The sequence below is a fragment of the Staphylococcus roterodami genome, from assembly GCA_022493055.1.
GTDB classification, from domain to species: Bacteria; Bacillota; Bacilli; order Staphylococcales; family Staphylococcaceae; genus Staphylococcus; species Staphylococcus singaporensis.
On record CP092781.1, the window covers coordinates 1,236,359 to 1,251,109 of the forward strand.

Annotated in this window: 13 protein-coding genes; 12 read left to right on the top strand and 1 reads right to left on the bottom strand. The window is 31.9% G+C overall.

Features of this window, described 5'->3' with window-relative positions:
• The first annotated feature begins 229 nt into the window (after window positions 1-229).
• From ML436_06070 to rny, 11 genes are all read left to right on the top strand, one after another.
• The gene (locus tag ML436_06070) at window positions 230-2,599 is read left to right on the top strand and encodes a DNA translocase FtsK (protein ID UMT79295.1); all 2,370 of its coding nucleotides are present in this window, start codon (window positions 230-232) and stop codon (window positions 2,597-2,599) included.
• A 42-nt stretch (window positions 2,600-2,641) separates the two neighbouring features.
• Complete coding sequence (locus ML436_06075) at window positions 2,642-3,316, top strand: GntR family transcriptional regulator (GenBank protein UMT79492.1); 675 nt, start codon at window positions 2,642-2,644, stop codon at window positions 3,314-3,316.
• A gap of 30 nt (window positions 3,317-3,346) precedes the next feature.
• Entirely contained in the window at window positions 3,347-4,612 is a 1,266-nt protein-coding gene (locus ML436_06080) for an insulinase family protein (protein UMT79296.1), read from the top strand.
• Window positions 4,612-5,898, top strand: coding sequence for an insulinase family protein (locus tag ML436_06085; protein UMT79297.1), 1,287 nt, complete (start codon window positions 4,612-4,614; stop codon window positions 5,896-5,898). The genes ML436_06080 and ML436_06085 overlap by 1 nt, the downstream gene beginning before the upstream one ends.
• Window positions 5,898-6,602, top strand: coding sequence for an SDR family NAD(P)-dependent oxidoreductase (locus tag ML436_06090; protein UMT79298.1), 705 nt, complete (start codon window positions 5,898-5,900; stop codon window positions 6,600-6,602). The genes ML436_06085 and ML436_06090 overlap by 1 nt, the downstream gene beginning before the upstream one ends.
• A 107-nt stretch (window positions 6,603-6,709) precedes the next feature.
• Window positions 6,710-7,537: a YmfK family protein gene (locus ML436_06095; protein ID UMT79299.1), complete on the top strand. Its 828-nt coding sequence runs from the start codon at window positions 6,710-6,712 to the stop codon at window positions 7,535-7,537.
• A gap of 24 nt (window positions 7,538-7,561) precedes the next feature.
• A complete protein-coding gene (locus tag ML436_06100) occupies window positions 7,562-7,954 on the top strand; it encodes a helix-turn-helix domain-containing protein (protein ID UMT79300.1) in 393 nt (130 codons plus the stop codon).
• 31 nt (window positions 7,955-7,985) lie between these two features.
• Window positions 7,986-8,564 carry a CDP-diacylglycerol--glycerol-3-phosphate 3-phosphatidyltransferase gene (gene pgsA / locus ML436_06105; protein ID UMT79301.1) on the top strand — a complete coding sequence of 193 codons (579 nt, stop codon included), beginning with the start codon at window positions 7,986-7,988 and terminating at the stop codon, window positions 8,562-8,564.
• 242 nt (window positions 8,565-8,806) lie between these two features.
• The gene (locus ML436_06110; protein ID UMT79302.1) at window positions 8,807-9,958 is read left to right on the top strand and encodes a CinA family nicotinamide mononucleotide deamidase-related protein; all 1,152 of its coding nucleotides are present in this window, start codon (window positions 8,807-8,809) and stop codon (window positions 9,956-9,958) included.
• A gap of 164 nt (window positions 9,959-10,122) precedes the next feature.
• On the top strand, window positions 10,123-11,166 hold the full coding sequence (gene recA / locus ML436_06115) for a recombinase RecA (protein ID UMT79303.1): 1,044 nt from the start codon (window positions 10,123-10,125) through the stop codon (window positions 11,164-11,166).
• A gap of 493 nt (window positions 11,167-11,659) precedes the next feature.
• On the top strand, window positions 11,660-13,219 hold the full coding sequence (gene rny, locus ML436_06120; protein UMT79304.1) for a ribonuclease Y: 1,560 nt from the start codon (window positions 11,660-11,662) through the stop codon (window positions 13,217-13,219).
• Window positions 13,220-13,412: 193 nt separating this feature from the next.
• Here the strand turns inward: rny and ML436_06125 are convergent, their stop codons facing one another.
• Window positions 13,413-13,628 (bottom strand): hypothetical protein, encoded by a 216-nt coding sequence (locus ML436_06125; protein UMT79305.1) that lies wholly within the window; start codon window positions 13,626-13,628, stop codon window positions 13,413-13,415.
• 173 nt (window positions 13,629-13,801) lie between these two features.
• On the opposite strand from ML436_06125, the gene ML436_06130 reads away from it, so the two are divergent.
• Window positions 13,802-14,593 (top strand): TIGR00282 family metallophosphoesterase, encoded by a 792-nt coding sequence (locus tag ML436_06130; protein UMT79306.1) that lies wholly within the window; start codon window positions 13,802-13,804, stop codon window positions 14,591-14,593.
• The last annotated feature ends 158 nt before the right edge of the window (window positions 14,594-14,751 follow it).

A 14,751-nucleotide genomic window follows, 5' to 3' on the forward strand; every position in this document is an offset into this window, starting at 1 on the left:
TATAATCATTGTCATTGACAATATAGTTATATTTTAAAATGGTCATTTTAAAGGGGGAAGTTATATTCAAATAACCTCTGTAGAGTGATACAAAGATGAAACTGTTCTAACCTCTTTCATCGTCTGTTTGAAAATTCAATTACAAGTTCTACATTCAAATTTATAACTATAGGGAAATTTACATTTTTTAATTGCGTTATAATGTTGACAACATAAGGAGGTGCGTCAATTGGCACAAGCAAAAAAGAAATCGACAGCTAAGAAAAAGACAACATCTAAAAAAAGAACAAATTCAAGGAAAAAGAAAAATGATAATCCGATACGCTATGTCATAGCTATATTAATCGTAGTCTTAGTCGTGTTGGGTGTTTTCCAATTAGGAATTATAGGTCGTCTAATTGACAGCTTCTTTAATTATTTATTTGGTTATAGTAGATATTTAACATATATTTTAGTTCTCTTAGCAACGGGGTTTATTACATACTCTAAACGTATTCCTAAGACTAGACGTACAGCTGGATCGATTATTTTACAAATTGCATTATTATTTGTGTCACAGATAGTGTTTTATTTTAATAGTGGTGTCAAAGCTGAAAGAGAACCTGTACTTTCTTATGTATATCAATCATATCAACACAGTCATTTTCCTAACTTTGGCGGTGGTGTATTAGGATTTTACTTATTAGAATTAAGTGTGCCTTTAATTTCATTATTTGGAGTGTGCATTATTACAGTACTACTGCTATGTTCAAGTTTTATTTTATTAACTAATCACCAACACAGAGATGTTGCGAAAATTGCTTTAGAAAACATAAAAACGTGGTTTAGTTCATTTAATGAAAAAATGACTGAAAGAAATCAAGAAAAACAAATTAAACGTGAAGAAAAAGCAAGGCTTAAAGAAGAACAGCAACAAGCACGTCAAAATGAAAGACCACAAATTAAAGATGTAAGCGACTTTCCTGAAGTACCTCAAGAGCGAGACATTCCAATCTACGGACATAACGAGAATGAGGATAATAATCAACAGACACAGAGTCGTAAAAAACGAATTTTTGATGCTGACCAAAATGGGGTCAACAATGAAAGTCATAATAAAATTAAGCATCAAGAACAACCGGCAGATCAAAGTAATAATACTGAAAGTGAGAACTCAATAGAAGAAGCTGGGGAAGTAACGAATGTATCTTATGTTATTCCTCCTCTAACTTTACTTAATCAACCAGCAAAACAGAAAACAACATCTAAGACTGAAGTTCAACGAAAGGGTCAAATATTAGAAAATACGTTGAAAGATTTTGGTGTTAATGCCAAAGTAACTCAAATTAAAATTGGCCCGGCTGTCACACAATATGAAATTCAGCCTGCACAGGGTGTTAAAGTTAGTAAAATTGTGAACTTGCATAATGATATTGCATTAGCCTTAGCTGCAAAAGATGTTAGAATTGAAGCACCAATACCTGGTCGTTCAGCTGTTGGTATTGAGGTTCCTAACGATAAAATTTCTCTAGTTTCATTAAAAGAAGTTTTAGATGAAAAGTTTCCGTCTAATAATAAATTAGAAGTTGGATTGGGAAGAGATATCTCTGGAGATCCAATTACAGTTCAACTAAATGAAATGCCTCATTTATTAGTTGCAGGCTCTACAGGTAGTGGTAAATCTGTATGTATTAATGGTATTATTACGAGTATTTTATTAAATGCTAAACCACATGAAGTTAAATTAATGTTGATTGACCCAAAAATGGTCGAACTTAATGTTTATAACGGTATTCCACATTTATTAATACCAGTTGTTACAAATCCGCATAAAGCGGCACAGGCATTAGAAAAAATAGTAGCTGAAATGGAACGTCGTTATGACTTATTCCAACATTCTTCGACGCGAAATATTAAAGGTTATAATGCGTTAATACGTAAACAAAATCAAGAATTAGATGAGAAACAGCCAGAACTTCCATATATTGTTGTTATTGTAGATGAACTCGCTGACTTAATGATGGTTGCGGGTAAAGAGGTTGAAAATGCGATTCAACGTATTACACAAATGGCTCGTGCAGCAGGTATACATTTAATAGTTGCTACACAAAGACCGTCCGTCGACGTTATTACAGGTATCATTAAAAATAATATCCCTTCTAGAATAGCTTTTGCTGTGAGTTCGCAAACTGATTCAAGAACAATTATCGGTACTGGTGGTGCTGAGAAATTACTTGGTAAAGGTGATATGCTCTACGTCGGCAATGGGGATTCATCACAAACTCGAATCCAAGGGGCGTTTTTAAGTGACCAAGAGGTACAAGATGTTGTAAATTATGTAGTAGAGCAACAGCAGGCAAATTACGTTAAGGAAATGGAACCAGATGCGCCTGTAGATAAAGCAGATATGAAAAGTGAAGATGCTTTATATGATGAGGCATATTTGTTTGTTATTGAGCAACAAAAAGCAAGTACATCTTTATTGCAACGACAATTTAGAATAGGCTACAATCGTGCTTCAAGATTGATGGATGATTTAGAACGTAATCAAGTGATTGGACCACAAAAAGGTAGTAAACCAAGACAAGTTTTAATAGATCTTAATAATGACGAGGTGTAAATAATGTCAGAAATGAATGCGATATATAAGGTTAAGTAATACATTTTAAATTTGATTAATCAGAAAAAATTAGAACATGGTGATCAACTTCCTAGTAATTTATCTATTGCCAGAGAATTAAATGTAAAAACCGATGATGTTTACGAAGCCATTCAGGCATTGATTACTGAACAAGTCATTAAAGATAATTTTGAAGAGGGCTCAAGTGTTAAGTCACTGCCCCCTTTCTTTTATCCATTAAATGAACTGATTAGTATAGGGCAGATGATTAAAAATGCAGGATTTGATAGTGGCACGGAATATTTAAATTTTGATGAACAACCTGCCACAATGTTAGATGCAAGTCTGTTAACTGTCGAAGAAGGACATCCCGTTACAATTATTGAACGATTGAGAACGGCTGATGGGCAACCTGTTGTTTATTGTTTAGATAAAATTGCTAAAAAAGAATTAACATGTACCGGTTACCAAATGAGCAATGGTTCAATGTTAAGTGCCATCAAAGAACAGAGTAATCATAATATTTGTTATGCTGATACTGAAATTGAAGCGGTTAATTATGAACCGAGAATTTCAGAAGTATTAAACGCATCGCCACATGAGGGATTAATTTTACTAAAAATAACTCATTATAATGAGTTAGATGAACCCATCTTGTATTCATTGAATTATATGAAAAATAGTTTAGTGCAGTTTAAAGTTACAAGAAAAATATAGATATAAAATTTTGCTGAGGAGGCTATATATTTGAGTTACCAATCTCAACCCAATATACATATAAATGTTTCACCAACTACTAAATTTAAAACAACTACGATAGTGTTTAAATTTATGGCACCATTAGAATATGACACAATTACAGCAAGATCACTTTTAAGTAAATTATTAGTACGTGCTACGAAGAAATGGCCTACAGATAAAGCATTTAATAATCATTTAGCTGAATTATATGGTGCTTATGTAAACAGTTCGATTTCGAAATTTAAAGATCAGCACGTTATTACTTTTTCATTAGAAATTGTAAATGAGCGTTACTTAAGAAATCGTGAATCATTATTCAATCAAGGATTAGATTTATTACAAGAAATGATTTGGAATCCATTAGTTGAAAATGAAGCTTTTAATGAAAATTATGTAAATCAAGAAAAGACATTACTCGCTAAGAAAATTGAAGCATTAGTCGATAATAAAGCACAATATTCATTTTTGAAATTATTAGACTATATGTTTGAAAATGAAGCGTATAAATATTTATCTACAGGACAACTAGAACAAATTCCACATATTACTGCTGAAACACTTTATCATACATATCAATCAATGATTAATAATGATCAATGTTCTGTATATGTTGTCGGAAATGTAGAACCAGAAACTGTAAAACAACAAATTCATGCCAAGTTTGCAATAAACCCGTTTGATAAGCAACAGTTCCAACATTCAACGCATCATCTACATGGGGAAGATGTTGACTATATTGTTGAATATGATGATGTAGATCAGGCTAAGTTAAATATGGGATATCGTTTTCCAACTCAATATGGTCAACCTGGCTATGCTGCATTTGTCGTTTTTAATATGATGTTCGGCGGAGACCCTTCATCCGTATTATTCAACGAAGTGCGTGAAAAGCAAAGCTTAGCTTATTCAATCCATTCACAAATTGATGGTAAAAATGGATATTTATTTGTTTTAAGTGGTGTATCAAGTGATAAGTACGAGGTAGCAAAAGATACAATTATCAATGAATTTGAAAAAATAAAAAATGGTGATTTTACAGATGAAAAATTAGCTTTAGCAAAGAAAGTAATTATTTCTCATCGTTTTGAGTCTGAAGATCGTCCAAAAAGTATCATTGAAATTATGCACAACCAAATACTATTAGAACAACCTCAAAGTAAAGAAACATTTATAAATGATATCCAGAAAGTAAGTCGAGAAGATATTAAATCGGTTGCAAAGCAAGCTTATTTAGATACGATTTATGTATTAACAAAAGGAGGGGGTAAATAATGAAAGAACGCTATTATGAATTAATAGATGAAAGAGTTTTTGAAAAAGAGTTAGATAATGGCTTACGTCTATTTGTTATCCCTAAGCCTGGTTTTCAAAAGACATTTGTAACTTATACAACTCAGTTTGGTTCTTTAGATAATAAATTTAAACCTTTTGGACAAGATGAATTTGTTACTGTACCTGATGGCGTAGCACATTTTTTAGAACATAAACTATTTGAAAAAGAGGAAGAAGATCTGTTTACTGCATTTGCAGAAGAAAATGCACAGGCAAATGCATTTACAAGCTTTGATCGTACAAGTTATTTATTCAGTGCAACAGATAATGTTGAAAGTAATATTAAACGTTTATTGACGATGGTTGAAACACCATATTTTACAAAAGAAACTGTTGATAAAGAGAAAGGAATTATCGCAGAAGAAATTAAGATGTATCAAGAACAACCTGGATATAAATTGATGTTTAATACTTTACGTGCTATGTATCAACAACATCCTATACGTGTTGACATTGCCGGAAGTGTTGAAAGTATTTATGAAATAACTAAAGACGATTTATATCTATGTTACGATACGTTTTATCATCCTTCAAATATGGTTTTATTCGTAGTTGGAGATGTAAATCCTGATTACATATGCCAAATTGTTGAAAATCATGAAAATGCTCGCAATAAAGACAATCAACCTAAAATTGAAAGAGGTATTGTTGATGAGCCTAATGAAGTGAAAGAAGCTTTTGTATCTGAAGAGATGAAAATTCAGTCGCCACGTTTAATGCTTGGATTTAAAAATAAACCGTTGCAAGAAAAACCTGAAAAATATGTTCAACGTGATTTGGAAATGTCATTGTTCTTTGAATTAATATTTGGAGAAGAGACAGATTTTTATCAACATTTGTTGAATGAAGGACTTATCGACGATACGTTTGGTTATCAATTTGTGCTAGAACCAACGTATAGTTTTTCAATTGTGACTAGTGCTACTGAACAACCAGATAAATTAAAAGAATTATTGATGAATGAATTGAGAGATAAAAAAGGTAATTTCCAAGATGCTCAAGCGTTTGAACTCTTGAAAAAGCAGTTTATCGGTGAATTTATTTCAAGCTTAAATTCGCCTGAATATATCGCAAATCAGTATACAAAGTTGTATTTTGAAGGTGTAAGCGTATTTGACATGCTAGATATTGTTGAAAATATAACATTAGATAGTATTAATGAAACGTCATCGTTGTACTTAAATTTAGAACAACAGGTTGATAGTCGTTTGGAGATTAAAAAATAATGAAAGCATTGGTATTAGGTGGTTCTGGTTCCATTGGTTCTGAGATTGTACAGCGATTATTAACAGATGGTTATGAAGTGTATATACATTATTATCGTGCCGATATAAATGAATTATCAATTAAATTCAAAGATGACAAAGTACACTTTATAAAAGCAGATTTATCTAAAACGATTGATATTGAAAATACGTTTGGTGATATTAAATCATTAGATTGTTTAATTTATGCGAGTGGTCAATCACTATATGGCGTTTTGCAAGATATGTCAGATCACGATATAGATGTTTGTTACCAGTTAAATGTCTTGCAATTAATTAGGTTGTGTCGTTATTTTGTAGATTTATTACGTCAAAGTGAAAATGGCAGAATAATTGTTATTTCTTCTATCTGGGGAGAAATGGGTGCTAGTATGGAAACAATATACTCTACGATGAAAAGTGCGCAATTAGGATTTGTTAAATCTTTAAGTCAAGAATTGGCGTTGACTTCAGTGACTGTAAATGCAGTAACTCCTGGATTTGTCGCTGGGAACATGGCTAATGAGTGGCGTGAAGATGAACTCCAAGCAATGGTAAATGAATTACCACAGCAACGTCTGATATTACCTAGAGAAATTGCGCATACATGTGCTTATTTATATCATCCAGATGCTAAAAGTGTGACTGGAACCATTCAAAAAGTAAACGGTGCTTGGTATATTTGATATTATAACTATTTTTATTATCAAATATTTTTATGTTTGATGTTATAATATGAATAATACAAAATGTGAATCAAAATTAGTTAATTAATCAAGGGGTGGGGTTCACCATGACAGTTGCAGAAAAAAAAGAATGGTACCTAGAATATGAGATTGAAATTAACAGACCTGGTCTATTAGGCGATGTATCTAGTTTATTAGGTATGTTAGGTATAAGTATAGTTACAATTAATGGTGTAGATCAAGGTAAAAGAGGCCTTTTAATTAAGACTGATAATCTTGAAAAAGTTGAACGTTTTGAACAAATAGCTCGTAGTATTGATGAAATCGAAATTACAAAGTTAAAAAAGCCGGAACTTAGAGATCGGCTTGCTGTTAGACATGGTAGATATATTGAACAAGACGCTAAAGATAAGAAAACGTTTAGATTTGAGCGTGAAGATTTAGGATTACTCGTAGATTTTTTAGCGGAGTTATTTAAAGAAGAAGGTCATAAATTAATTGGAATTAGAGGTATGCCTAGAGTAGGTAAAACAGAATCGATAGTAGCTGGAAGTGTTTGTGCGCATAAAAGATGGTTATTTATAAGTTCTACTTTAATTAAACAAACGGTGCGTAGCTCACTTATTAAGGGCGAATATGACGCGAACCATGTTTATATTATTGACGGCGCTGTTACTGCAAGAGAGTCAAACCCAAAACACCAAGAATTAGTTAACGAAGTTATGACATTGCCATCAATCAAAGTTGTTGAACATCCTGATTTATTTGTTGAAACAAGTACATGTACTATGGATGATTTTGACTATATTATTGAATTGAGAGAAAATGAAAATCAAGAAATACATTACGAAGAAATGAAAAAGCAAACAGTTCAAAGTAAAAATAATTTAGATTTTGGCGATCCATTTGGTGGTGGATTTGGTTTCTTCGAGTAATTGTTATTGTAAGGAGGCTATGAATTGAAAACAGTCGGTGAAGCACTTAAAGGTAGACGTGAGCGCTTAGGTATGACGTTAACAGAATTAGAACAGCGAACAGGTATAAAACGTGAAATGTTAGTACATATCGAAAATAATGACTTCGACCAACTACCTAATAAAAACTATAGTGAAGGTTTTATTAGGAAATATGCCAGCGTTGTTAATATTGAACCTAACCAATTAGTTCAAGCTCATCAAGATGAGATTCCATCAAACCAAGCCGAATGGGATGAGGTTATAACAGTTTTCAATAGCAATAAAGACTTAGATTATAAAAGTAAATCTAAAGAGCCATTACAATTATTAGTTATCATGGGTATTACAGTTTTAATAACTTTAATGTTATGGATTTTGTTAGTGTTAATTTTTTAAAATATATATTAGTGAGAAATGAGGATGTATAATGAATATTCCAAACCAGATAACGGTTTTTAGAGTTGTATTAATACCAGTTTTTATCTTATTTGCATTAGTTGATTTTGGATTTGGTGATGTGTCATTTTTAGGTGGCTATGAAATTAGAATCGAACTATTAATTAGTGGTTTTATTTTTATTCTTGCGTCATTAAGTGATTTTGTTGATGGCTATTTAGCAAGAAAATGGAATTTAGTAACCAATATGGGTAAATTTTTAGATCCTTTAGCAGACAAATTACTTGTTGCAAGTGCTTTAATTGTACTTGTTCAACTTGATTTAACGAATTCTGTTGTTGCAATTATTATTATTGCTAGAGAATTTGCAGTAACTGGCTTACGTTTACTTCAAATTGAGCAAGGTTTTGTTAGTGCTGCTGGTCAGTTAGGTAAGATTAAAACTGCAGTTACAATGGTAGCTATCACTTGGTTACTGTTAGGTGATCCTTTTGTAACATGGATTGGTTTACCATTAGGACAAATTTTATTATACATTGGTGTTGTATTTACTATCTTATCTGGTATTGAATACTTTTATAAAGGTAGAGATGTTTTTAAACAAAAATAAATATATAATAATCTAACTAGGTTTCGTTTTAATATGGAATCTAGTTTTTTAAATCTCATTTTTAGAAATTAGAATCTTAATTGTTTATAATGAATATATTGTAAATCAGCTATAGATATTAAAGAGATAAACTTATGTTAATGAAGATTTTACAATACTCAAATAATTGATTCATTCATAATCTTAATAATTTTAAAATAGACAATGTAAACTTTTATTTTTTATATTCGAGGGGGATAAAAATGTCAATTTCAATTATAGCGGTGGGTTCTGAGTTACTTTTAGGACAAATTGCGAATACAAATGGACAATACCTATCAAAAGTATTTAATGAAATAGGACAAAACGTATTAGAACATATTGTAATTGGTGATAATGAAGAACGTCTAGAATCTACAGTGCGTCGAGCAATAGAAAAATATGACACTGTTATTTTAACAGGCGGATTAGGACCTACTAAAGATGATTTAACAAAACATACTGTGGCTAAAGTTGTAGGAAAAGAATTAGTTATTGATGAACCATCTTTAAAATATATTGAAAGCTATTTTAAAGATCAGGGGCAAGAAATGACACCAAATAATAAACAACAGGCATTAGTGATTGAAGGGGCAACTGTTTTAGCTAATCATCATGGTATGGCACCAGGAATGATGGTTAAGTATGAAAATAAGCACATCATATTGCTTCCTGGGCCACCGAAAGAAATGCAACCTATGGTTAAAAATGAATTACTGCCTCATTTTATTAATGATAGTAGCATTATACATTCAGAGTTACTGAGATTTGCTGGAATTGGTGAATCTAAAGTAGAGACACTGTTAATGGATCTGATTGATAATCAAACTAATCCTACGATTGCGCCTTTAGCAGGCAGTCATGAAGTATACATTAGATTGACTGCGAGTGCAGATTCTAAAGCGCAAGCGTTGAAATTAATCGAACCAATTAAGAAAGAAATTTTAAATCGTATAGGAACGTATTATTATGGTTCAGATGATACTTTAATTGAAGAAGCAGTAATGAATGTAATTGATCAACCTTTTGCGATTTACGATGGTATCACGAATGGTGCATTATATTCTCGTTTAAAAGAAGCAGACTCAAATGGGGTATTAAAAGGTATGATAAACCATTCTGACTGCTTTATAGAAAGTGAGAAGCCTATACATCAACAATTAGATGACGCATCACAATTTGTTACGAAACTTTTCAATGTTTCAACAGCGATTATTTTGCTAGAGTATGATAATACTGTATATTTAGCATACTTTGATAAACAGCAATTAAAGGTTGATCATTTTAAAATGTCAAAATCTAGAAATTTATTGAAGAACAGAAGTCAAAATTATGCACTTATAAGATTATTAAATTGGCAACGAACACAAAAATAATGTTGTTTTTGTAAGATTTATAAGTACGTTTGTTCGATTTTGTGATTTAAAAACAACAAATTACACGAACAAATATTCGCAAAACACTTGTAATTTAGTTTGAATACTTGTATAGTATTGTTAAGATAATTAAAAGATAGCAATTTCAATTAGGAGGTCTCGCTTTGGATAACGATCGTCAAAAAGCTTTAGATACAGTAATTAAAAATATGGAGAAATCTTTCGGTAAAGGTGCCGTGATGAAGTTAGGCGATAATATAGGTCGTCGAGTTTCTACAACATCAACTGGATCAGTTACACTTGATAACGCATTAGGCGTGGGTGGCTATCCTAAAGGACGAATTATTGAAATATATGGACCTGAAAGTTCTGGTAAGACAACAGTAGCACTTCATGCTATTGCAGAAGTGCAAAGTAATGGTGGTGTTGCTGCATTTATCGATGCCGAACATGCATTAGATCCTGAATATGCACAAGCTCTAGGGGTAGATATTGACAATTTATACTTATCTCAACCTGACCATGGTGAACAAGGGCTTGAAATCGCAGAAGCATTTGTTAGAAGTGGCGCGGTAGATATCGTAGTTGTAGACTCTGTTGCTGCTTTGACACCTAAGGCTGAAATTGAAGGTGAAATGGGAGATACTCATGTCGGTTTACAAGCACGTTTAATGTCACAAGCATTACGTAAACTATCTGGTGCTATTTCCAAGTCAAACACTACTGCTATTTTCATTAACCAAATTCGTGAAAAAGTCGGCGTTATGTTCGGTAACCCAGAGACTACACCTGGTGGACGTGCACTGAAATTCTATAGCTCAGTTAGACTAGAAGTACGCCGTGCAGAACAACTTAAACAAGGGCAAGAAATCGTTGGTAATAGAACGAAGATTAAAGTTGTTAAAAATAAAGTAGCACCTCCATTTAGAGTGGCAGAAGTTGATATTATGTATGGCCAAGGTATCTCTAAAGAAGGTGAACTTATTGATTTAGGTGTTGAAAATGACATCGTTGATAAGTCTGGTGCTTGGTACTCATATAATGGTGAAAGAATGGGCCAAGGTAAAGAAAATGTTAAAATGTACTTGAAAGAAAATCCTCAAATTAAAGAAGAAATTGATCGCAAGTTACGAGAAAAACTTGGAATTTCTGATGGTGATGTTGAAGAGGTTGAAGACGCGCCAAAATCTTTATTTGATGAAGAATAGATTTAACCAATTTTATATGTAAAGCTGTATTAAATCATACCCTTATAGATTTGATTAAAAAAGTGTTATCTAAAAGTAGAATTCCAATACTATTTCTTAACACACAAAATCAAATCTATAAGGTTTTTTTGTAATTTTTTTGAGTCTCTAGGTCAATTATGATAGATAAATAGTTTAGAGAATATGCTTAACAGAAGTTGTTAAAAACTTATTTTTAAATTCTTCATCAATATAATTAAGATTGAAACTGTATGGCATTTATTAAAGATAAATATAGCAATTAGTACATACGAAGATACTTGATTTGTTAAAATGATTCAAATTTTTAGAAAATAGTAGAAATAGCAATCAATATAGTGCAAAAGTGCAAATTGATAACTTGACACTTATCTCCTATAAACCGTACAATTAATTTGTATGATTTATATATAATTTCATAAAGTCATATTGAATTTCATATACAGAGCAAACCCTAGAAAAAGGAGGTGTTTGTGTGAATTTATTAAGCCTCCTACTCATTTTGCTGGGGATCATTCTAGGAGTTGTTGGAGGGTATGTTGTTGCCCGAAATTTGTTGCTTCAAAAGCAAACACAAGCTAGACAAACTGCCGAAGATATTGTAAATCAAGCACATAAAGAAGCTGACAATATCAAAAAAGAAAAATTACTTGAGGCAAAAGAAGAAAACCAAATCCTAAGAGAACAAACTGAAGCAGAACTTCGTGAAAGACGAAGTGAACTTCAAAGACAAGAAACCCGACTTCTTCAAAAAGAAGAAAACTTAGAGCGTAAATCTGATCTATTAGATAAAAAAGATGAGATTTTAGAGCAAAAAGAATCAAAAATTGAAGAAAAACAACAACAAGTAGATGCAAAAGAGAGTAGTGTTCAAACGTTAATAATGAAGCATGAACAAGAATTAGAACGCATCTCCGGTCTCACTCAAGAAGAAGCTATAAATGAGCAACTTCAACGAGTTGAGGAAGAACTGTCACAAGATATTGCAGTACTTGTTAAAGAAAAAGAAAAAGAAGCTAAAGAAAAAGTTGATAAAACAGCAAAAGAATTATTAGCTACAGCAGTACAAAGATTAGCAGCAGATCACACAAGTGAATCAACGGTATCAGTAGTTAACTTGCCAAATGATGAGATGAAAGGTCGAATCATTGGACGTGAGGGGCGAAATATCCGTACACTTGAAACTTTAACTGGCATAGACTTAATTATTGATGATACACCAGAAGCAGTTATTTTATCTGGTTTTGATCCAATACGAAGAGAAATTGCTAGAACAGCACTTGTTAACTTAGTATCTGATGGACGAATCCATCCAGGTAGAATCGAGGATATGGTTGAAAAAGCAAGAAAAGAAGTAGACGATATCATTAGAGAAGCAGGTGAACAAGCTACATTTGAAATTAATGCGCATAATATGCATCCTGACTTAGTTAAAATTGTAGGTCGATTAAACTACCGTACAAGTTACGGTCAAAATGTACTTAAACATTCAATCGAAGTTGCGCATCTTGCTAGTATGTTAGCTGCTGAGCTAGGTGAAGATGAAACATTAGCGAAACGAGCTGGACTTTTACATGATGTTGGTAAAGCAATTGATCATGAAGTAGAAGGTAGTCATGTTGAAATTGGTGTAGAATTAGCTAAAAAATATGGTGAAAATGAAACAGTAATTAATGCAATTCATTCTCATCATGGTGATGTTGAGCCTACATCTATTATATCTATCCTTGTTGCTGCAGCAGATGCTTTATCTGCGGCACGTCCAGGTGCAAGAAAAGAAACATTAGAGAATTATATTCGTCGATTAGAACGTTTAGAAACGTTATCAGAAAGTTATGATGGTGTAGAAAAAGCATTTGCGATTCAGGCAGGTAGAGAAATCCGTGTGATTGTATCTCCTGAAGAAATTGATGATTTAAAATCTTATCGTTTGGCTAGAGATATTAAAAATCAAATTGAAGATGAATTACAATATCCTGGTCATATCAAGGTGACAGTTGTTCGAGAGACTAGAGCAGTAGAGTATGCAAAATAATTTTTGTCTCCCTCACATATTTAAGTGAGGGAGCTTTTTAATGCGCTTTTATATAGGATACCCGTCTTATTTATTAACTATATTTATATTATGTAACCTTTAAATAGTTATAGCGTTCTGTACTTACATAAAAAAGAAGTGAAGATGACATGCATCTTCACTCCTGTATTTTCAGTAAGGATTCTTTGATGGATTATTTTAATTGTAAATCTGTTTTCTTTAGTTCTTTTATTACTTCGGCAGTATCATAGCAGTTTGTTGCGATAGTAGAATATCTTTCTGCTAATCGATATGCATTAATATATAGCTTTAAACTATCTTTTGCAATATCTTCTGCTTCTTCAGATTTAGAAGGATTAGCCATAACGACTAATTCTGCAAATTTTTCTGGATCAATATTAATAGACATGTATTTATTTACAACTCCTATTTATTTTGATGACTTAATACTAACATATTGAGGTTTTTCAACAAAGTAATGTCCCTTTATAAAAGTTAAAAAATAATTCAAAGAATTTAATATTTACTTTAAATATTAGAACGTATGAATTAAACTAGTATTTATGAGAGGATGAACTGAACATGAGAATAATGTTTATAGGGGATATCGTAGGTAAAATTGGAAGAGATGCAATTGAAACTTATATTCCTCAACTGAAACAAAAATATAGACCGACCGTAACAATTGTTAATGCTGAAAATGCAGCACATGGAAAAGGTTTGACTGAAAAAATTTACAAGCAATTACTAAGAAATGGCGTAGATTTCATGACGATGGGTAATCATACATATGGTCAAAGAGAAATTTATGATTTTATAGATGAAGCGAAGCGCTTAGTAAGACCTGCCAATTTTCCTGAAGAAGCTCCAGGAGTTGGCATGCGATTTATTCAAATTAATGATATAAAATTAGCTGTAATTAATTTGCAAGGGCGTGCATTTATGCCTGATATTGATGATCCATTTAAAAAAGCTAATCAATTGATTAAAGAAGCACAAGCAGTTACACCATATATATTTGTTGATTTTCATGCAGAAACAACTTCAGAAAAGTATGCAATGGGTTGGCATCTAGATGGAAGAGCGAGTGCTGTTGTCGGAACCCATACACATATCCAAACTGCAGATGAACGTATTTTGCCAAATGGAACTGGATATATAACAGATGTAGGAATGACAGGATTTTACGATGGTATTTTAGGAATAAATAAAACAGAAGTTATCGAACGTTTTATAACAAGTTTACCTCAAAGACACGTTGTTCCAAATGAGGGAAGAAGTGTTTTATCAGGTGTAATTATTGATTTAGATAAAGAAGGTAAAACAAAACATATTGAACGTATACTAATTAATGAAGATCATCCATTAAAATAAATATATTTTATATTAAGTTTCGAAAATGATTTAAATCTATAAAATTGAGATATATCGTCCATTAGTATGAATTTAATATAGTACCACTGTTTACATAGTAAATCGGTGGTTCTTTTTGTTATCATTTAATATGAAATATATCCGTAGGAGGCATATAA